Genomic DNA, 18,827 nt, shown 5'->3' on the forward strand with positions numbered 1-18,827 from the left:
ACCTTAGCCGAGCTTTTCTGCAACGAGGGCCTTCAGGTCCTTCTCGCTGCGCGCACCGATGTGGCTGATGATCTCGGCTGCGCAGATGGCGCCCATGCGGAGGCAGGTTTCAAGGTTTTCCTCGCGTGCATGGCCGGTGAGGAAGCCCGCCGCGAATAGATCGCCGGCACCTGTCGTATCGACGACCTGCTCGATCGGTTCGGCTTCGATAGCGACTCGCTCTCCGTTCGCGATGCCGACGGCGCCCTTGGCGCTGCGGGTCGCGACGAGGACGGGGACCTTGTCGGTCAGCGCGGCGAGGCCGGCATCGAAGTCGTCTTCGCCGGTCAGCGTCGCCAGTTCGTGCTCGTTGACGAAGAGGATGTCGATCTTGCCTTCTTCGATCAGGGCGCGGAAATCGTCGCCGTGGCGTTCGATCACGAAGCTTTCGCTGGCGGTGAAAGCGACCTTGCGGCCAGCCTCGCGGGCAACGTCGATCGCACGGCGCATGGCGCTGCGCGGCTCTTCCGGATCCCAGAGATAGCCTTCGAGATAAAGGATGCCGGCGCTGGCAATGAGCTCGTCGTCGAGAGCCGTCGGGGGCAGGAACTGGCTGGCACCGAGGAAGGTGTTCATCGTGCGCTCGCCATCGGGCGTCACGAAAATGAGGCAGCGCGCAGTCGGCGGATCGCCGTCGCGGGGCGCGGTGTCGAAATCGATGCCGACAGCCCGGATGTCGTGGCTGAAGATTTCACCCAGCTGGTCGTTGGCGACCTGGCCGACGAAAGCACATTGCGCGCCGAGCGAGGACATGCCCGCCAGCGTATTGGCTGCCGAGCCGCCGGAGATCTCGGTAGCGCGGCCCATCGCGTCGTAGAGTTCTTTGGCGCGCGAGGTATCGACGAGGGTCATTCCGCCCTTGGCCAATCCCAATTCGTCGATGAGATCGTCTTTGCAGGGGGCCATGACATCGACGATGGCGTTGCCGATGGCGATGACGTCGTAACGGGGCTGGGACATTTCTACTCCGGGAGGATCAATAAACGGTGTGTCGGGCGCCGTTAGCGCTTCGTCGGGCATTGGCCAAGGGCAGCGTTGACTTGGGCCGCCCTTGTGCGCAATCGCTGGCAGGAGATGATATCGCTTCCCCGCGCCCTTACCCTGTCGCTCGGCCAGTTGGGCGATCCTGCGATCGTGAAGGTGCTGGTGAAGAGCATCGCGGTCACGATTCTGATATTTCTCGCAACAGGTTCTGTAATACTGACGGCGCTTTACAGAGCACTCGTAGCTTATGGCGTAGGCTTGAGTGCAGAGATCAGCGCTGTTGCCGCAGTCCTGCTTACGGTCGTTGCCGGCTGGCTGCTGTTTCGCTTCGTGGCGCTTTTTGTCCTGCAGTTTTTCGCCGACGAGATCGTTCGCGCGGTCGAGGCACGGCACTATCCCCATGCGGCCGCTGTCGCCAACCTCCCGTTCCGGCAGGAGCTGGCAGGCAGCCTGCGATCGACAATGCGCGCGCTGCTGGTGAACCTTGCCGCCCTACCCTTCGCCCTGATCCTGCTCGTGACCGGCGTGGGAACGGCAATCCTGTTCTGGGCGGTCAACGGCTGGCTGCTCGGCCGCGAGCTGCAGGACATGGTGTGGCTGCGTCATCGCGGCCATGCGCAGGAGATCGCGCCGATTACGCCTGCGCAAAGGTTTCTCCTCGGCGGTACGGTGGCGGCGATCCTTCTCGTGCCCTTCGCCAATTTGCTCGCCCCCGTTATCGGCGCGGCGAGCGCAACCCACATGGTGCATCGCGGGAGACAAACCGATGCGTAATTTCGCTGCGCTACTGCTTTTCGCCACCGGGTTATCGGCCTGCGTCAGCGCACCGCCCGCGCCATCGGCACCGCCACCGCGCGCGCCGGTCACGGCGCCGCCGCCCCAGCAACCGGTCGAGGTCGCCCCGTCTTCGGGTGGTTTCATCGCTCCGCGGGTCATGAATGTCCCCGGCCTCGAAGGCGTGATCGGCAAGAATGCGACCGCGCTCGCCAACATATTCGGCCCCCCGCGGCTCGAGGTGAAAGAGGGCGACGCGCTGAAGCTGCAGTTCACAGGATCGGCCTGCGTGCTCGATATCTATCTCTACCCCCTTTCCCCCGGAGCACAGCCCAGCGCGACTTACGTATCGGCGCGCAGGTCCAGCGATTCCCTCGATGTAGACCGCGCAGCTTGCGTCTCGGCGCTGCGTCGGTAAGATGAAATTAATAGCGTAATACTAGGGAAATCGGGTCCATTCAGGGGGACTTGGAACAATGAGTACGCAATTCGACCAAATCGCCGAGCATGCTGCGGCTGACGGCAAGGTCACGCCAGAAGAAGTTCTGCAGCTGCGCCGCGAATGCTGGCCCGACGGAATTATCACCAAGGCAGAGGCCGATGCGATATTCGCGCTCAACGACAAGCTGACCGAGCGCGGGCCCGAATGGACCGAGTTCTTCGTCGAGGCGCTGAGCGTTTTCGCGGTCATGCAGCTCGAGCCCAAGGGCTATGTCAGCCAGGAAAATGCCGATTGGCTGGTAAGCAGGATCGACCATGACGGCGAATTCGGTTCGATGGCCGAATGCGAACTCGTGGTGAAGATTTTCGAGCGAGCGAAGAATGTCCCGCAAAGCCTGAAAGACTGGGTGATCGAGCGCATGGAAGACGCCGTGCTCAACGGCACCGGGCCGACCCATCGCGGGGGACAGATGGAAAAGGGCAACGTCACCGCCGCCGAAGCGCAGATCCTGCGCCGCGCGATCTTCGCCCCGTCCAGCGCGCGACCGGGCGCGGTGGGACGATCGGAAGCCGACCTCCTTTTCCGCCTGAAGGACGCCACCCTCCACGCCGACAACGACCCGGAATGGAAGCGCCTCTTCGTGCAGGGGATCGCCAGCTACTTGCAGGGATTCCATCTCCCCAACGCCCAGATCAGCCGCGAACGCGCTGCCGAACTGGACATTTTCATGGCCGATACCTCGCGAAGTGTCGGGCGGTTCGTCGGTCGGATGGCCAAGGCTTCGCCCAATGTCTTCGGACAGGTCTTCGGCAAGCGCGGCACTGCCCCGTCAATGGAAGATCGAATCGTCGAAGCCGAGAAGGTCACCACGACCGAGCAGGCCTGGCTGGACGGCAAGATCCACGCCGACGGCGAAGTCGACGAGTACGAACAAGCCTTGCTGGATTTCCTCGCGGAGGGGTGATCGGGTCCGGTCGTCCGGACCGGCTCAGACCATGAAGCTCTCGCCGCAGCCGCACGCGCCCTTGGCGTTGGGGTTGTCGAACACGAAACCGGCGGAGAAATCATCCTCCACCCAGTCCATCGTGCTGCCCACGAGGTAGAGCACGCTGGCACCGTCGATGTAGAAAACGCCGCCGGGGGTTTCGATCTTCTCGTCGAACTTGGCCTCTTCGGTCACGTAATCGACCGAATAGGCGAGGCCCGAACAGCCGCGACGCGGGGTCGACAGCTTCACACCAATGGCATCGTCTGGCGCCTTGGCCATGAGATCGGCAACGCGCTGCTCGGCACGCGGCGTCAGGTTGACGGCGGCCTTGGGTGCGGGGCGGGTGCTTGTCTCGGTCATTACAGTCTCTTCTGCCAGAATAGCGCGTGGCCCTTGTCCGGGTCCAGCTCGTAATCGCCATAGCCCTGGGCGGTGTAGAGCCCCTTGGCGGGGTGGTTGCCGCTGAGGACTTCGAGCGTCACCTTGCAGGCGCCGATGCGGCGGGCCTCTTCGTGGATGGCATCGAACATCGCCTTGCCCACGCCCTTGCCCCGCTGGCCATCGCGAACCACCATGTCGTGGATGTTGACCAACGGCTTTGCGGCGAAGGTCGAATAGCCGGTGAGGCAATTGGACAGGCCGACCGCCTCATCGCCATCGAAGGCGAGAATCGAGAAGGCGCCGGGCGTTTTCGCAAGGCCCGGGATGAGGTTTGCACGAACCTCGTCGCTCAGCGCTTCGCCACCACCCATAGGATCGCGCGCATAGCAGTCGAGCAATTCGACCACCGCGTTCGCATCGCTTTCGTCGCCATAATCGGCGATCCGGGTGGTGATTTCAGTCATCAGAGCATGCCCAGTTCGAGCCGTGCCTCGTCCGTCATCTTGTCCGGACCCCAGGGCGGATCCCAGACTAGGTTCACCTCGGCATCGCGCACGCCGGGGACGCTGGCGGCGCGCAATTCGACTTCGCCCGGCATGGTTTCGGCAACCGGGCAATGCGGCGTCGTCAGCGTCATGGTGACGATCACGTCGGCCTCGTCGGACACCTCGACGCCGTAGATCAGGCCGAGGTCGTAGATGTTCACAGGGATTTCCGGATCGTAGATTTCCTTGAGCGCATCGACCACGGCCTGCTGCAACTTGCCGCCGGTGCCCGTCACGCTTTCGGCTTCGGGCTTCTTCTGCAGGAAGCCTTCGAGGTAATCGCGCTTGCGCTCCAGCTTCTCGCCCGCGGTCTCGTCGGGGTCGATCGCGTCCGAAACGCGGGCACGCGGAGGCTTTCCGACCACCGTGTCCGCCGGCGATGGTGCGGCAATGAAATCCTTGTCGTCAGACGGCTTGTTCATCCGAAGATCCTCCGGGTCCTTTCGATGCCCCGCATGAGGGCGGAAATATCGTTTTCATCGCTGTAGAGACCGAAACTGGCGCGCGCGGTTGCGGGCACGCCGAGATGCTCCATCAGGGGCTGTGCGCAGTGATGGCCTGCACGGATCGCCACGTTCTCTTCATCCAATATGGTGCCGAGATCGTGCGGATGAACCCCTTCGAGCGCGAAGGAGACGATTCCCGCGCTGTCTTCGGGACCGAACAGGGTCACGGCATTGGTGCGACGCAATTCCTCGCGCAGCTTTCGCGCAAGGCCGTTCTCGTGTTCGTAGAGTTTGGCGGGATCATGCGCGGCCACGTAATCGATCGCTGCATGGAGCGCGATCGCCTCGGTAATCATCGGCGTTCCTGCTTCGAAACGCTGCGGCGGCGGGGCGTAGGTAGTGCCTTCGAAGGAGACCTTGTCGATCATCGCGCCACCACCCTGCCAAGGGGGCATCGCGTCGAGGATTTCCTCACGCGCCCACAGCACGCCGATACCGGTCGGACCGTAAAGCTTGTGGCCCGAAAAGGCATAGAAGTCGCAATCCAGCGCCTTCATGTCGAGCGTCATGCGCGGCGCCGCCTGGCAGCCGTCGAGGAGAATTTTCGCTCCGACCGAATGGGCAAGGTCGGCGGCCTTGCGCGCGTCCAGCACACTGCCGAGGACGTTCGAGACATGGGCCAGCGCCACCAGCTTTGTGCGCGGCCCGATCATTGCCTCCAGCGCGCCGAGATCGATGCAGCCGTCTTCGGTCAGTGGGCAGACGTCGATCTGCGCGCCCGTGCGTTCGGCCACCATTTGCCAGGGCACGATATTGGAGTGGTGTTCGAGGGTCGACAGCACGATGCGGTCGCCGTCGCTCAGCCGGGTCATGCCCCAGCTTGCGGCGACGAGGTTGATCGCTTCTGTCGCACCGCGCACGAACACGATCTCGTTTTCCGATTGGGCGCCGATGAAGTCCGCAACGCGCCTGCGAGCGGCTTCATAGCCCTGCGTCATCATCGCGCTGCGCGAATAGACGCCGCGGTGAACGGTCGCATAATCCTTGCCCATCGCGCGCGACATCGCGTCGATCACCTCCTGCGGCTTCTGCGCCGTGGCAGCCGTGTCGAGGTAATGCCAGGGCGCACCCTCGGGCGTCACGAGGCCCGGGAAATCGGCCTTGCGGATGAGGGTGGCCGTATCGCTCACAGGTGCTTGTCCAGCTTGTCGAGCACGATGCGCAGCAGGCGTTCCTGTTCGTCTTCGTCGCCAACTTCCACCAGCGCATCGCCGATGAATGCCTGCACGAGCAGGCGGCGCGATGCTTCGGGGGAAAGGCCGCGCGCAGCCATGTAAAAGCGCGCGTTCTCGTCCATCTGGCCGACGCTGGCGCCGTGTTCGCACTTCACGTCATCGGCAAAGATTTCGAGCTGCGGCACGGCATTCACGCTCGCGCCCTTTTCCAGCAGCAAGCCCTTGAAGCTTTGCGCGGCATCGGTCTTCTGCGCGTCGCGAACCACGTCGATGCGGCCGAGGAAATTGCCCGTGCCTTTGCCCCAGTGGACGCTGCGCACGATCTGGTTGCTCGTGGCTTCGGGTTCCGAATGGATAACATGGCTGACGAATTCGCGCACGGTCGAGCGACCGCCCACCGTGATGCCGCCCATTTCGAAGTGCGCACCTTCGGCGAGGGTCAGGACGACCTCTATACGGCCCAGCTGCGCACCGGCGATGACGCCGAACAGTTCGAAGCGCGCGCCCTTGCCGATCTTCACCCGCAGGCGGCGCAGTTCGACGCCGTCGGGATCGGAATTCTCATCGGAGATAACCAGCGTTTCGCGCACCGTTTCTCCGGCAGCGACTTCGATGTCCTGCCAGCGGTCGAATTCGCCGAGGTCCATGCCAGCCAGCGCATCCGTGTCGGAATAGCGCCAGGCTTCGTCCTTGCGTGTGGGGAAAGCGACGTCCTGGGTCATGCAGCCTCCGCCATGACCGCGTCATAGCCTTCGTTCTCGAGGCGCAGCGCAAGCTCCGGCCCGCCGGTCTTGACGATGCGGCCCTTGCTGAGGATCGAGACCTTGTCGGGCTTCACCACGTCGAGCAGGCGCTGGTAATGCGTGATCAGCAGGACACCCTTGCCGCTGTCGCGCATGATCGCATTGATGCCGTCGCCCACGACGCGCAGCGCATCGATGTCGAGGCCGCTGTCGGTTTCATCGAGCACGGCGAATGCCGGATCGAGGATGCCCATCTGGACCATCTCGGCGCGCTTTTTCTCGCCGCCGGAAAAGCCGACATTCACGTTGCGCTTGAGCATGTCCATGTCGAGCTTGAGCAAGGCGGCCTTTTCTTTTGCCAGCTTCAGGAATTCGCCACCCGTAAGCGGTTCTTCGCCGCGGCCCTTGCGCTGTGCGTTGAGCGCCTCGCGCAGGAACTGCACGTTCGACACGCCGGGAATCTCGACCGGATACTGGAAGCCGAGGAACAGCCCCGCCGCAGCGCGTTCGTGCGGTTCCATGTCGAGAAGGTCCTGGCCGCGGAACGTGACGGAGCCGCCCGTGACTTCGTAGCCGGGGCGACCGCCGAGCACATATGACAGCGTGGACTTGCCCGCCCCGTTGGGCCCCATAATGGCGTGGATTTCACCCGCCGCCACTTCCAGGCTGAGGCCGTTGAGGATGGTTTTGCCGTCGATTTCGGCGGTTAGGTTTTCAATTTTCAGCATCGGTATGTCCTGTTCGTGCCGCTTAGCTGCTCGGCACCTGGTCCTGCGCCGCATTGTCCGCGATCTCCGATCCGGGACAGCGGCGCATCTCGAACTGCATCATGCGCGTGAGGCGCAGCAGCTCGGTCGAATAATTCATGAGGGCTAGGCGATCTTCGTCGCTGTATTCGTCCTTGTCGTGGATGTGCTCCAGCTTCGGGCCTTCCGTGGCTGCGAAGTCCTCGCGCTGGTTGCGAAGCTCGGTGACGCGCGTCACGCAGGCGGTGTCGACCGTCGTTTCCTGTTCCGCTCGATACCTGCGGTGATTGGAAAGACCGGCCGCGATCAGGCCGTCGAGATCGGCGCCGCGCGCGACATGTATCCGGCGGATCGTCTCGAAAATCTCGGCGACCTGTTCGGGGCTGGCTTCATCGGTACGCCCGCGCTCGGACAAGCGGTCGTTAGCGCCCTTCTCCAGCTTGTCTGCCTGCTTGGCGCAGCGCTGGATATCGCCGCGATACTGGTCGGCGAACCCGCTGCCGTCGCCGACGATGTAGTTCCCGCTCTTGAGGCAGCTGTAATAGTCGTCGACGAAAGCGCCGATGAGGCTCGGATATTCGAGCGCCCAGGTTTCGGTATCTTCCGGATACTCGGCTGTAACGGCTTCGCCTGCTTGAGAGCTGACAAGCAGGAGGGAGGCGGCAGTAGCAAGGATCATCGGTTGGCTCCCTGGTGATCGGCGCGGCGCTGGCGCTTGTCGGCGATACGGCTGCGCATGCCGAGCGTGATGCGTTCTAGGACGGCATCCATGTCTTCGAGGATGTCCTTGGCGGCAATACGCATTACGCGGATGCCGACCGTCTCGAGGCTCTTGTCACGGCGCTTCGCGAGTGTGTCGTTCTGTCCTTCCTCGTCGATGGCTATGGCCATGCCGAGCTTGTGACAGTTGAAATCGACGATCGCGCTGCCGACCACAGCGTGGCGCTTGAAGGTGAAGGGGCCGAGGTTGGCCTTGGCAAACCTGTCGGCCAACGCCTTGTGCGCCTCGGACGAGTGCCGCCGCATCTCGCGCGCCTGTTCATGCAGCGCATCGAGGCGCTTCTCGGAAATCTCCCAGCCACGGCCCTTCTTCTTGATTGAAGGAGCCTCGTCACCGGTTTCCGACGGATCGCGGAGCTGGAGGGTCTTGCGGTCTGTCACTGGGCTTCAGCCTTTTCTTGCGCGTCCATGAGTAGGCTACGCGCCAACCCTTCGTGTATTTCATCGAACTCGGCTTGGGATGCCGCCATGGTCGGCACCGCCCCGCTCTCAAGAGCGGTCGATCGCTGAGCATCACAGGCCTGGAGAATAACTGCCACGACCTCATCCTGCGAGCCTGCGTTCCGGGCAGACCCAGCAGCCTCGTCATTGATGCAATTTGCATAGGTGAGGGTCGCAGTGGAGACATCCTCGAGCGACGCGTTCTTCTCCGCACTCTGCCCGCACGCAGCAGCGAATAGGGCACAACCTAAAATCCATTCGCGCCGCATCACCCGACGCTCCCCTCAAGCGAGATCGCCAGCAGCTTTTGCGCTTCTACGGCGAATTCCATCGGCAGCTCTTTCAAAACGTCCTTGGCGAAGCCGTTGACGATCAGCGCCACGGCCTCTTCTTCGTCCAGCCCGCGCTGCATGGCGTAGAACAGCTGGTCGTCCGAAATCTTGGACGTCGTCGCTTCGTGTTCGATCGTGGCCGAGGGGTTCTTCACCTCGATATAGGGCACGGTGTGCGCGCCGCATTTGTCGCCCAAAAGCAGGCTGTCGCACTGGGTGAAATTGCGCACGTTGTCGGCATTGGCCGCCACGGCCACGCGCCCGCGATAGGTGTTGTTCGACTTGCCCGCCGAAATGCCCTTGGAGATGATCGTCGAGCGGCTGCCCTTGCCGTTGTGGATCATCTTGGTGCCGGTGTCGGCCTGCTGGAAATTGTTGGTCACCGCGACCGAGTAGAACTCGCCCACGCTGTCTTCTCCGTTGAGCACGCAGGACGGATACTTCCACGTCACCGCGCTGCCGGTTTCGACCTGCGTCCAGCTGATCTTCGACCGCGCGCCCTGGCAAAGGCCGCGCTTGGTGACGAAATTGTAGATCCCGCCGACGCCTTCGGAATTGCCCGGATACCAGTTCTGGACGGTCGAGTACTTGATCTCGGCATCTTCCATCGCGACCAGTTCGACCACGGCGGCATGAAGCTGGTTTTCATCGCGCATCGGCGCGGTGCAGCCTTCGAGATAGCTGACGTAGCTGCCCTTTTCGGCAACGATCAGCGTGCGTTCGAACTGGCCGGTATTCTCCGCATTGATGCGGAAATAGGTGCTGAGCTCCATCGGGCAGCGCACCCCTTCGGGCACGTAGACGAAGGTGCCGTCGGAAAAGACCGCGCAATTCAGTGTCGCGAAGTAATTGTCCTTCACGGGCACGACCTTGCCGAGCCACTTCTTCACCATCTCGGGATATTCGCGGATCGCCTCGCTGATGGACATGAAGATGACGCCGGCGCGCTTCAGCTCTTCGCGGAAGCTCGTCGCCACGCTGACGCTGTCGAAGACCGCATCGACTGCGACCTTCTTGGCCCCCTTCACCCCGGCGAGCACTTCCTGCTCGCCCAGCGGAATGCCGAGCTTGTCGTAGACGCGCTTGATCTCGGGATCGAGGTCGTCGAGCGAGTCGAGTTCGACCTTCTTCTTGGGCGCAGCGTAATAATAGGCGTCCTGGTAATCGATTTCCGGATAGCCGAGCTTCGCCCAGTTCGGCTCTTCCATTTCCTGCCACAGTCGGAAGGCCTTCAGGCGCCAGTCGAGCATCCACTCAGGCTCGCTCTTCTTGGCCGAAATGAAACGGACCGTGTCTTCGCTCAAACCCTTTTCGGCAAATTCGGTCTCGATGTCGGAGGACCACCCGTGCTCGTACTCGGCCGCCTTTTCGGCAGCTTCACGCGCATCCTTGTCCATTTCCGCGCGGTCCTGGATGTCCATGTCTTCGCTCACGCGAGTTCCTTTTCCTGCGCCAGTTGCACCAGGCTGATGTCAGCCAGCGCCTTGCGCAAAGTTTCGTTCACCAACGGCCAGTGCGGCCTGACCCGGCATTCATGATCGACCGAACAATCGGTTCCCTCGACACAGGCGGTCAGGGCAATGGGGCCTTCGACGGCCTCGACGATATCGGCAAGGCTGATAGCTGCCGCCGGACGCGCCAGCTGCAAGCCGCCGCCCGCGCCTCGCACCGAGCGGAGCAGTCCTGCGCCCACCAGCTTGCTGACCAGTTTCTGCACGGTGGGTGCCGGCAGGCCCGTTTCCGCTGCAAGTTCGGACGCACTCACTCTGCCCCCGCCGCAATGGCGGGCTGCCTGGCTCATCGTGACGACAGCGTAATCTGCAAGGTTCGAAAGGCGCATAATCTTAAATCGGACGAATCTGATCCGATTAGCCACCTATGGTCGCAAACCCGCGGTTTCAACGCATTTCCGCTTGTTGCGAGTCGTTAGCAGTTTCCACCTAGCCCGGAGTGCGACCGAGCTGGCGATCCTGGCTGCCGCCGAACAGGTCGACCGAGGAATACCCGTCCGGCCCGAGCATGTCGCGCACCGGAGTTTCCTTGTTTACCTCGAGACGGCGCGGAGTGCGCCCGGTAAACTCTCGGATTTCCTTGATCATGTGTGCCTGATCGTAAAACGCGTCGCGGATTTCGGCTTCGAGTTCGGGAGCAAGCTGGGGCAGCGACAGGATCGTGGCGGCGCGCACCGCGCGATACCGGCGGATCAGGCGAACCGGAGGCTGGCCGAAGAAGCGGGTGACGAGGCGCTGCATCTGCCGCTCCGAATAGGGCAGCCTGTCCTGCAGTTCCTCGATGTCGGGCTTGAAGGAGGAAGACAGCCACTGGAGCGTCGTGTCGATGACCTGGACATGGCGTTCCGACAGTTCGCCGAGGCCGCAGCGCACGATATCGGCAAGTTCGTCCAGACCGGCCCTCTCATCCATCTCGCCCTTGCGCAGAGCAAGCGGTAGTGCCCTCAGCCTATCCTGCAAATCCGGCGCAAATGCTTTCTCGAGAGGCACGAAACAATCGTGATACTCGTTTACGGGCAGGCCCGTCAGTGCAGCCCAGCCGCGAAAGTTGAGCGAAAAGCCCAGCATCAGCATGGGACCGTGGATATGAAATTCGCGCGCTTTCAGCAGAGCGCCCTGCATCACGACATCGCCGGTGCGCGAGGGTTTGCCCTTGTCGAAGAATATGTCCGCCGTGCCCTGCGGAACCACGGCTAGCTGGCCGGAGTAGGCAGGCAGCCAATCCTGAAACCCGGGAGCTTGCGCCCGGAAAACATAAAGCGAATTGCAATAAGGTTTCAGGTCCGCCGGCGCTTCGATGAATTCAAAGCTGTACGGAAGGCCTTCTGCCCCGTTCGGATTTTCCAAGCTCTGTCCCCTGCGACCCGAGCACTCAAGCGTGAGCCGTAACTAGCGATGCGCGGCGGAACAGGCAATTGTCCTATGTTTATGTCCGGATTGTGGCCAGGCGTTGAAGTGGCGCGTTCATGCCGGACAAAAAAAGGGCGGCCCGTTGAGAGCCGCCCTCTAAAGTCGAGAACTCGTTGCAAAGCTGCTCCGAGCCCTTCGGGTCGCAAGTGCTGAATAGAACGAGTCGGCCAAATTTTGATTGTATGCATGCGACACTCGTTTCAATTCAGGCAACTTTGGCGGAATTTTACAATGACTTGTGGCATCCGCTCGACAGCCCAATTCCGCTCCGCCATAGCGCCTCGCAATGCTGTTCCATCTCGCTCGTCCCGCCCTCTTTGCGCTCGATCCGGAGCGCGCCCACCGACTCACGATCGCCGGATTGAAGGCGGTGCCCCGCGGCAATCCGGCGCGCTCCGGAAAACTTGCAGTGAAGCTCGCCGGGCTTGAGTTTCCCAACCCTGTCGGCATGGCCGCCGGATTCGACAAGGACGCGGAAGTTCCCGACCAACTGCTCGGGCTCGGCTTCGGATTTACCGAGGTTGGCTCGATCACCCCGCGCCCGCAAACCGGTAATCCCAAGCCCCGCCTCTTCCGGCTCGTCGAAGACCGCGCTGTCATCAATCGCATGGGTTTCAACAATGGTGGGGGAGCCGCAGCGAAGCGCCGCCTCGAGGCGCGTTCGAATGGCGGCGGTATCGTCGGGGTCAACATCGGCGCCAACAAGGACAGCGAAGACCGCGTCGCCGATTACGCCGACATGACCCGCATGATGGCCCCTCTGGCGAGCTATCTGGCGGTCAATATCTCCAGTCCCAACACACCCGGCCTCAGGGCGTTGCAGGACGAAGCCGCACTGACCGGATTGCTCGATGCTGTCCTCGAAGCGCGCGGGAAGAACGGACCGCCCGTATTTCTCAAGGTCGCTCCGGACCTCCAACCTGCGGACATCGATGCAATCGCCCGCATCGCGATCGACAAGCGGCTGGGTGCGCTGATCGTTTCCAACACCACGATCACGCGGCCGGAACTTGCGTCGCGACATGCAGGCGAAGCGGGAGGCCTCTCCGGCGCACCCTTGCGCGAGCTTGCCCAGCAGCGCCTTGCCGATTTCAGGGCGGCGACGGGCGGCGCGATCCCGCTGGTCGGGGTCGGCGGGATCGCGACTGCGGAAGACGCATGGGCGCGCATCCGTGCAGGCGCGAGCCTGGTCCAGCTCTACAGCGCGATGGTGTTCGAAGGTCCGGGCCTTCCGCGTACCATCACCCGCGGGCTGGAACGACTGATGAAGCGCGACGGCTTTTCCTCGATTGCAGAGGCCGTCGGAACCGCATAGCGTCGCGGTCCATGAAAAAGCTCTTCATCACATCGCTCGCGTCGCTCTCCCTCGCAGGCTGCGCAACCTACTCTTCGCCGATCGCCTCCGATCCGGTCGACTATACCCGAGGGGGAGCGGTGAGCGCAGCCGATCCGCGTGCGCAAGAAGCCGGCGAAGCAATCCTTGCCAAGGGCGGCAGCGCAACGGATGCGGCGATTGCCGTCATGCTGGCCCTTACCGTGGTGGAACCGCAAAGCTCGGGCATCGGTGGCGGCGGCTTTCTCGTCCGAGGCGAGCCTGGCGGCGATGTCACGACATTCGACGGCCGCGAAACCGCCCCTGCAGGCGCCAAGCCCGACTGGTTCCTTGACGCGAACGGAGAAGTCCCGCCGTTCATGCAATCGGTCCGCAGCGGGTTGAGCGTAGGCGTGCCGGGCAACATTGCGCTCGCTGCCAAGGCCCACGCCGCGCATGGCAAGCTCGACTGGGCGCAGCTGTTCGATCCGGCCATCGCGCTCGCCCGCGAAGGTTTCCAGATCAATCCGCGCATGCATGACGCGCTTGGACGCTCCAAGGACCGCGCCGCGTTCAGCGCCGAAGCGCGCGCCATGTTCTACGATGCATCGGGCGACCCGCTACCGGTGGGCACGGTGGTTCAAAACGAGGCGCTCGCCAGGACTTTCGAATCTCTCGCAGAAGGTGGTCGGGACGCTTTCTATTCGGGCACCCGCGCGCTGGCGATCGCAACCGCCGTGGCAGCGGACACGCCCAAGCCTGGCGCGATGTCCTATAACGACATCGCCGGCTACGAAGCCAAAGAGCGCGATGCCGTCTGCAGCAGCTATCGGGAATATCGCATCTGTTCGATGGGGCCACCGACATCGGGCGGTGTCGCAGTCCAGCAGATGCTTCTTCAGCTTGAGCGGTTCGACCTGGCTGCCCTGGGTGCGGAAAATCCGGTCACCTGGCACCTGTTCCTTGAATCGCAGCGGCTCGCCTATGCAGATCGCGAACTCTACCTTGCCGACGCCGACTTCGTGAGCGTGCCCGTAGAAGGCCTGCTCGACCGTGCTTACCTCGCGCGGCGAAGCGCACTGATATCGCCGCAGACTTCCATGGAAAAGGCCATGCCCGGCACTCCGCCCGGGGTGACGACCGCCATGGCCGACGGCGATGAGCCGGAAGAACACGGCACTTCCCACTTCGCCGTGGTCGACAGCGCCAATACCATGGTCAGCTATACCTCGACCATCGAGGGCGCATTTGGATCGGGCCTTATGGTCGGCGGTTTCTATCTGAATAACGAGCTGACCGATTTCAGCCGCTCGCCCGTGGTGGACGGCCGCGACGTGGCCAACCGGGTCGAGGGCGGGAAGCGTCCGCGCTCCTCCATGTCGCCGACCGTGATATACGATCCGCAAGGACGCCCTTTCATGGCAGTGGGCGCGGCAGGGGGCAGTACGATCCCCGTGACAACCGCGCGCGCGATCATCGGCGCCATCGATTTCGGCTTGTCGGTCGAAGATGCTCTGCGCTTGCCGTTCCTCATGGCATTCGGCGAACGCGTCCTGATAGAGGAAGGCACCTGGCTCGAGACGAGTGCCGACGCGTTCCGCGCGCTGGGTCACGACGATCTGGTCGCGCGCCAGGCGCCGATCAAGGCCGGGGCGCTGCTGTACCAGGGGAATGGCTGGCAAAGCGCGCGCGATCCGCGTCTCGAAGGCTATGTCGACATGCCGTGAAGCGCAGTTCGCGCCTCTCTTGCCGTAGAAGCGGCGGGAGCCTAAGCCCCTGCCTTGCGGAATTTCCGCACCAGAACAGAACAGAACATACGTTTGTCGAGGAGCCTGCCTGTGCTGTCGGATATCGATTCCGCGAACAATCTGGTCGAACTTTTCCTGAAGCGCGCCGACGCCAAGTCGGACCAGCCGTTCCTCGGCTGGAAAGAGGATGGCAGCTGGCAGACCATGACATGGGGCGAAGCGGCAAACCGCGTTTGCTTGCTAGCCGAATCCTTGCGTGGGCTTGGCCTGAAAGACGGCGACCGAGTATGCCTCGTCTCCGAAAACCGCCCGGAATGGTGCATCGCCGACCTCGCGATCATGGCCGCAGGATGCATCACGGTCCCGGCTTACGTCACCAATACCGAGCGTGATCACGCCCACATCCTCGACAATTCGGGTTCGCGCGCAGTTGTCGTTTCGACGGAGAAACTGCTCAAGCCGCTGCACGGCGCATTGCAATCGACGGGCATTGCCGAACACGTGATCGGGATCGAAGACCTCCATCGCCAACAATCGGGCAGCTTCACCTACCACGACTGGTCGGCGCTGATCGAAGGAGACGCCGTTGCCGCTCGCGCTGCTGTCGAGAAACGCATTGCCGATATCGGTCGGGGCGACACGGCCTGCATCATCTACACCAGCGGCACCGGCGGTGCCCCGCGCGGCGTGAAGCAGCATCATGGCGCGATCCTGTGCAATTCTGCGGGCGCGGCGGAAATCCTGATCGAGGATTTCGGACTTGGGGACGAGGAACGCTTCCTCTCCTTCCTCCCGCTGTCCCATGCTTATGAGCACACGGGCGGCCAGTTCCTGCCGATAAGCGTTGGCGCGCAGATCTTCTATTCCGAAGGGCTCGAAAAGCTCGCCAGCAATATCGAGGAAACGCGGCCCACCATCATGGTCGTCGTTCCGCGCCTTTTCGAAGTGCTGCGCACGCGGATCATGAAGCAGGTCCAGAAGCAGGGCGGCCTTGCCGAAAAGCTGATGAACACTGCGCTGGAAGTCGGCGCGCGCCGGGCAGAGGGCAAGCGCCAGTTCGGCGATGGCGTGAAGGATGCCGTGGTCGGGCGGCTATTGAAGCCGAAGATCCGCCAGCGCTTCGGCGGCCGGATGAAGGCGATGGTATCGGGCGGAGCGCCGCTCAATCCCGAAGTCGGCATCTTCTTCGATTCGATGGGCCTCACCATGCTGCAAGGCTATGGCCAGACAGAGGCGGGCCCTGTGATCGCGTGTAATCGCCCCAAGGCGGGCATCGCAATGCATTCCGTCGGTCCGGCCATGCGCGGCGTCGATGTGAAGATCGCCGAGGATGGCGAAATCCTGTGCCGCGGCGAACTTGTCATGCACGGCTATTGGCAGAACGAATCGGAGACCGAGCGCACGATCAAGGACGGATGGCTGCACACGGGCGACATCGGCCATCTGGATGAAAAAGACCGGATCGTGATCACCGATCGCAAGAAGGACATGATCGTCAACGACAAGGGCGACAATGTCGCACCCCAGAAAATCGAAGGCATGCTCACCCTGCAGCCCGAAATCGGCCAAGCCATGGTCGCGGGCGACAAGCGCCCCTACGTCGTCGGCCTGCTGGTGCCGGACGCCGAGTGGGCTGTCGATTGGTCGCGGGCCAACGGCAAGAAGTTCGATCTCAAGGCGCTGCAGGATGATCCTGAATTCCGCAGCGCCTTGCGCAAGGCGGTCGACCGCGTGAACAAGGACCTGTCGGTCATCGAGAAGGTCCGGCAATTCACCTTCGCGGACGAGGCCTTCGGCATCGAGAACGAGGAAATGACCCCCTCGATGAAAATCCGCCGCCATAAGATCAAAGAGCGCTACGGTGATCGGCTGGACGGGCTTTATAGAAGCTGATCCTTTTCAGGGCGACGCAGCATCACGGCTTGCCTAACCGACTCTAGGCAGCCGCTTCCTCGATGAATTCGGGATAGAAGCTGGGCGCGCGGTCGGACCAGCCGGGCGCGGTCGCGGCGGCTTCGCTGAGCGACTGCAGCAGCATCTTGCGCCGGCCGGGCCTGATTTGCGGCAGGGCGGCCGCGGCGCAGAAGGCGCTCGGCAGCCAAGGCCGCGCGTCGGCACCGAGCAGGCGTTCGTAAAGGAACCGGAAAGCGGAGAAGCTGTCGATCCGCTCCTGCGCAAGGTCGAAGGCGGCAACGCGGGTAAGCTTCCCGACGAAACCCTCGATCCGATCGAGGCTCGAATCCACGGGAATGGAGCCGCGCAGGGCCTTGAGCTCTTGGTAGGTTACATACTGGCTGCGGATGGCTGCGTTCTCGCCCGCATTGCGCCCCCAGATTCGGAACGCATCGCACCGGCCAAGGCCGATATCGAGACTACGGCGGATGTATCGCTGTTCCGCCGCGGTAAAGCTGGCGAACTCGCGCATCTCCGCGATGGTCATCGAAGCTGTATTTGCAACGGCCATAATCGGCACCCCCCTGTTACAGGCAGAGTGTCCGCGAATATGGTTAACGTCCGGTAAGCGCCCCGAGCGGCGTCAGATCAGCCCTGCGAGTGGGCTCGACGGATCGGCGTATTTACGCGTCGCCATACGCCCAGCGAGATAGGCATCGCGCCCCGCCTCTACCGCCCGCTTCATCGCGCGGGCCATACGGATCGGGTCCTTCGCTTCGGCGATCGCGGTGTTCATCAACACGCCGTCACACCCCAGTTCCATGGCCACTGCGGCATCGCTCGCCGTTCCGACACCTGCGTCGACGAGCACGGGGACGTTCGCCCCTTCCTTGATCAGCCGGATCGTCACGCGATTCTGGATACCGAGACCCGACCCGATCGGCGCACCAAGCGGCATGACCGCGACGGCGCCTGCGTCCTCGAGCTGCCTGGCTGCAATGGGATCGTCGACGCAATAGACCATGGGCAGGAAGCCTTCCTTGGCCAGCGTTTCCGTCGCGGTCAGGGTTTCGCGCATATTCGGATACAGCGTGCGTGCCTCGCCCAGCACCTCCAGCTTGACGAGATCCCAGCCGCCAGCTTCGCGGGCTAGCCGCAAGGTTCGGATCGCATCCTCTGACGTGAAGCATCCCGCCGTGTTCGGCAGGTAGGTCACTTTCTTCGGGTCGATATAGTCGGTCAGCATGGGCGCCTTGGGGTCGCTGACATTGACCCGGCGCACCGCCACGGTGACGATCTCCGCACCGCTCGCTTCCAGCGCGGCGGCATTCTGTTCGAAATCCTTGTACTTGCCCGTGCCGACGATGAGGCGGCTCTTGAAGGTACGGCCCGCAACGCTCCAGCTGTCATCGCCCTGTCCGCCGCCCACGAAATGGACGATCTCGAGGGTGTCGCCATCCGCAATGGGATGCGATTCGAGTTCGCTGCGAGGCGCGATCACGCCATTGTGCTCGACGGCGACCTTGGCCGGATCGAGTTCAAGCTCACGCACGAGTTGAGCGATGGTCGAGGCAGTGGTGCGGCGGGTTTCGCCATTTACGGTCAGCGCAATCATGCGCCCGACTTAGTCTCCGCAGCGCTCCTTGCAAGCGGCGGAGTGGCAATGGCGCATATTCAGTATGTGGCCGAGCGAAACCAGCGCGACCCCGATGATCGTCAGCACGGCTTCCTTGACGCCGTGTGGCACGGCCAGCGCGCCGCCCATGAATGTCAGGCCGGTCATGGCGATTACGAAGGGTGCCGCCATACGGTGACGCAGGGCGCCCCACCCGATCGCGACTGCGGCAATCAGCGTGGCGACCACGAGTCCCCAGCGGTGGAGTTCGGGGGCAAGGAAGAGCTCCCCGCCAATTCCCAGGCCGGAAACAAGAACGATCGAAAGAAGGCAATGAAGCGCGCACAGGCCCGAAAGACCGATCCCGACACGGTCGAGACGCCGACGAATCGGAGAAATGGCGCGTTGCAACATGTCATGCGAGATATGTGATAGTATCACGTGATACAAGGGTCTCGCGTT

Annotated in this window: 22 protein-coding genes; 6 read left to right on the forward strand and 16 right to left on the reverse strand. The window is 62.8% G+C overall.

Annotated elements, in window-relative coordinates; genetic code table 11:
* Positions 1-3: 3 nt before the first annotated feature.
* Positions 4-999 (reverse strand): adenosine kinase, encoded by a 996-nt coding sequence (locus CVE41_RS07260; protein ID WP_100260049.1) that lies wholly within the window; start codon positions 997-999, stop codon positions 4-6.
* Between the two features lie 114 nt (positions 1,000-1,113).
* Between CVE41_RS07260 and CVE41_RS07265 the strand changes: the two genes are divergently transcribed.
* From CVE41_RS07265 to CVE41_RS07275, 3 genes are read left to right on the forward strand one after another with little or no spacing between them, the layout of a single operon-like run.
* The gene (locus CVE41_RS07265) at positions 1,114-1,797 is read left to right on the forward strand and encodes an EI24 domain-containing protein (protein ID WP_100261423.1); all 684 of its coding nucleotides are present in this window, start codon (positions 1,114-1,116) and stop codon (positions 1,795-1,797) included.
* Positions 1,790-2,215: a hypothetical protein gene (locus CVE41_RS07270; RefSeq protein ID WP_100260050.1), complete on the forward strand. Its 426-nt coding sequence runs from the start codon at positions 1,790-1,792 to the stop codon at positions 2,213-2,215. The genes CVE41_RS07265 and CVE41_RS07270 overlap by 8 nt, the downstream gene beginning before the upstream one ends.
* A gap of 58 nt (positions 2,216-2,273) precedes the next feature.
* Positions 2,274-3,203: a hypothetical protein gene (locus CVE41_RS07275; protein WP_100260051.1), complete on the forward strand. Its 930-nt coding sequence runs from the start codon at positions 2,274-2,276 to the stop codon at positions 3,201-3,203.
* 24 nt (positions 3,204-3,227) lie between these two features.
* Here the strand turns inward: CVE41_RS07275 and CVE41_RS07280 are convergent, their stop codons facing one another.
* From CVE41_RS07280 to CVE41_RS07335, 12 genes are all read right to left on the reverse strand, one after another.
* On the reverse strand, positions 3,228-3,587 hold the full coding sequence (locus CVE41_RS07280; RefSeq protein WP_100260052.1) for a HesB/IscA family protein: 360 nt from the start codon (positions 3,585-3,587) through the stop codon (positions 3,228-3,230).
* Positions 3,587-4,072 carry a GNAT family N-acetyltransferase gene (locus CVE41_RS07285; protein WP_100260053.1) on the reverse strand — a complete coding sequence of 162 codons (486 nt, stop codon included), beginning with the start codon at positions 4,070-4,072 and terminating at the stop codon, positions 3,587-3,589. Before CVE41_RS07285 ends, CVE41_RS07280 begins: the two co-directional genes overlap by 1 nt.
* Positions 4,072-4,575 carry an SUF system Fe-S cluster assembly protein gene (locus CVE41_RS07290; RefSeq protein ID WP_177201781.1) on the reverse strand — a complete coding sequence of 168 codons (504 nt, stop codon included), beginning with the start codon at positions 4,573-4,575 and terminating at the stop codon, positions 4,072-4,074. The genes CVE41_RS07285 and CVE41_RS07290 overlap by 1 nt, the downstream gene beginning before the upstream one ends.
* Complete coding sequence (locus CVE41_RS07295; RefSeq protein ID WP_100260054.1) at positions 4,572-5,789, reverse strand: aminotransferase class V-fold PLP-dependent enzyme; 1,218 nt, start codon at positions 5,787-5,789, stop codon at positions 4,572-4,574. Before CVE41_RS07295 ends, CVE41_RS07290 begins: the two co-directional genes overlap by 4 nt.
* Positions 5,786-6,556 (reverse strand): SufD family Fe-S cluster assembly protein, encoded by a 771-nt coding sequence (locus CVE41_RS07300; RefSeq protein ID WP_100260055.1) that lies wholly within the window; start codon positions 6,554-6,556, stop codon positions 5,786-5,788. The genes CVE41_RS07295 and CVE41_RS07300 overlap by 4 nt, the downstream gene beginning before the upstream one ends.
* Positions 6,553-7,305 (reverse strand): Fe-S cluster assembly ATPase SufC, encoded by a 753-nt coding sequence (gene sufC / locus CVE41_RS07305; protein WP_100260056.1) that lies wholly within the window; start codon positions 7,303-7,305, stop codon positions 6,553-6,555. Before sufC ends, CVE41_RS07300 begins: the two co-directional genes overlap by 4 nt.
* Positions 7,306-7,327: 22 nt before the next feature.
* Complete coding sequence (locus CVE41_RS07310) at positions 7,328-8,002, reverse strand: hypothetical protein (RefSeq protein WP_100260057.1); 675 nt, start codon at positions 8,000-8,002, stop codon at positions 7,328-7,330.
* Positions 7,999-8,484: an endonuclease domain-containing protein gene (locus tag CVE41_RS07315; protein WP_100260058.1), complete on the reverse strand. Its 486-nt coding sequence runs from the start codon at positions 8,482-8,484 to the stop codon at positions 7,999-8,001. The genes CVE41_RS07310 and CVE41_RS07315 overlap by 4 nt, the downstream gene beginning before the upstream one ends.
* Entirely contained in the window at positions 8,481-8,813 is a 333-nt protein-coding gene (locus tag CVE41_RS07320) for a hypothetical protein (RefSeq protein ID WP_100260059.1), read from the reverse strand. The genes CVE41_RS07315 and CVE41_RS07320 overlap by 4 nt, the downstream gene beginning before the upstream one ends.
* Entirely contained in the window at positions 8,813-10,297 is a 1,485-nt protein-coding gene (sufB, locus tag CVE41_RS07325) for a Fe-S cluster assembly protein SufB (protein ID WP_408633970.1), read from the reverse strand. The genes CVE41_RS07320 and sufB overlap by 1 nt, the downstream gene beginning before the upstream one ends.
* 8 nt (positions 10,298-10,305) lie before the next feature.
* Complete coding sequence (locus CVE41_RS07330; protein WP_100260061.1) at positions 10,306-10,716, reverse strand: SUF system Fe-S cluster assembly regulator; 411 nt, start codon at positions 10,714-10,716, stop codon at positions 10,306-10,308.
* A gap of 100 nt (positions 10,717-10,816) precedes the next feature.
* Positions 10,817-11,734 (reverse strand): AraC family transcriptional regulator, encoded by a 918-nt coding sequence (locus CVE41_RS07335; RefSeq protein WP_100260062.1) that lies wholly within the window; start codon positions 11,732-11,734, stop codon positions 10,817-10,819.
* Positions 11,735-12,083: 349 nt separating this feature from the next.
* Between CVE41_RS07335 and CVE41_RS07340 the strand changes: the two genes are divergently transcribed.
* The 3 genes from CVE41_RS07340 (at position 12,084) to CVE41_RS07350 (ending at position 16,750) form a co-directional block, all read left to right on the forward strand.
* The gene (locus tag CVE41_RS07340; protein WP_100260063.1) at positions 12,084-13,112 is read left to right on the forward strand and encodes a quinone-dependent dihydroorotate dehydrogenase; all 1,029 of its coding nucleotides are present in this window, start codon (positions 12,084-12,086) and stop codon (positions 13,110-13,112) included.
* Between the two features lie 11 nt (positions 13,113-13,123).
* A complete protein-coding gene (gene ggt / locus CVE41_RS07345) occupies positions 13,124-14,836 on the forward strand; it encodes a gamma-glutamyltransferase (RefSeq protein ID WP_100260064.1) in 1,713 nt (570 codons plus the stop codon).
* 111 nt (positions 14,837-14,947) lie between these two features.
* Positions 14,948-16,750: an AMP-dependent synthetase/ligase gene (locus CVE41_RS07350; RefSeq protein ID WP_408633942.1), complete on the forward strand. Its 1,803-nt coding sequence runs from the start codon at positions 14,948-14,950 to the stop codon at positions 16,748-16,750.
* Positions 16,751-16,793: 43 nt separating this feature from the next.
* Here CVE41_RS07350 and CVE41_RS07355 read toward each other — a convergent pair whose 3' ends face one another.
* From CVE41_RS07355 to CVE41_RS07365, 3 genes are all read right to left on the reverse strand, one after another.
* On the reverse strand, positions 16,794-17,321 hold the full coding sequence (locus CVE41_RS07355; RefSeq protein WP_100260065.1) for a hypothetical protein: 528 nt from the start codon (positions 17,319-17,321) through the stop codon (positions 16,794-16,796).
* Positions 17,322-17,393: 72 nt separating this feature from the next.
* A complete protein-coding gene (gene thiS, locus CVE41_RS07360; RefSeq protein WP_100260066.1) occupies positions 17,394-18,365 on the reverse strand; it encodes a sulfur carrier protein ThiS in 972 nt (323 codons plus the stop codon).
* Between the two features lie 9 nt (positions 18,366-18,374).
* The gene (locus CVE41_RS07365) at positions 18,375-18,779 is read right to left on the reverse strand and encodes a MerC domain-containing protein (RefSeq protein ID WP_100260067.1); all 405 of its coding nucleotides are present in this window, start codon (positions 18,777-18,779) and stop codon (positions 18,375-18,377) included.
* Between the last annotated feature and the right edge of the window lie 48 nt (positions 18,780-18,827).

Origin of the sequence: Qipengyuania seohaensis (assembly GCF_002795865.1) — a bacterium.
Classification (GTDB): Bacteria; Pseudomonadota; Alphaproteobacteria; order Sphingomonadales; family Sphingomonadaceae; genus Qipengyuania; species Qipengyuania seohaensis.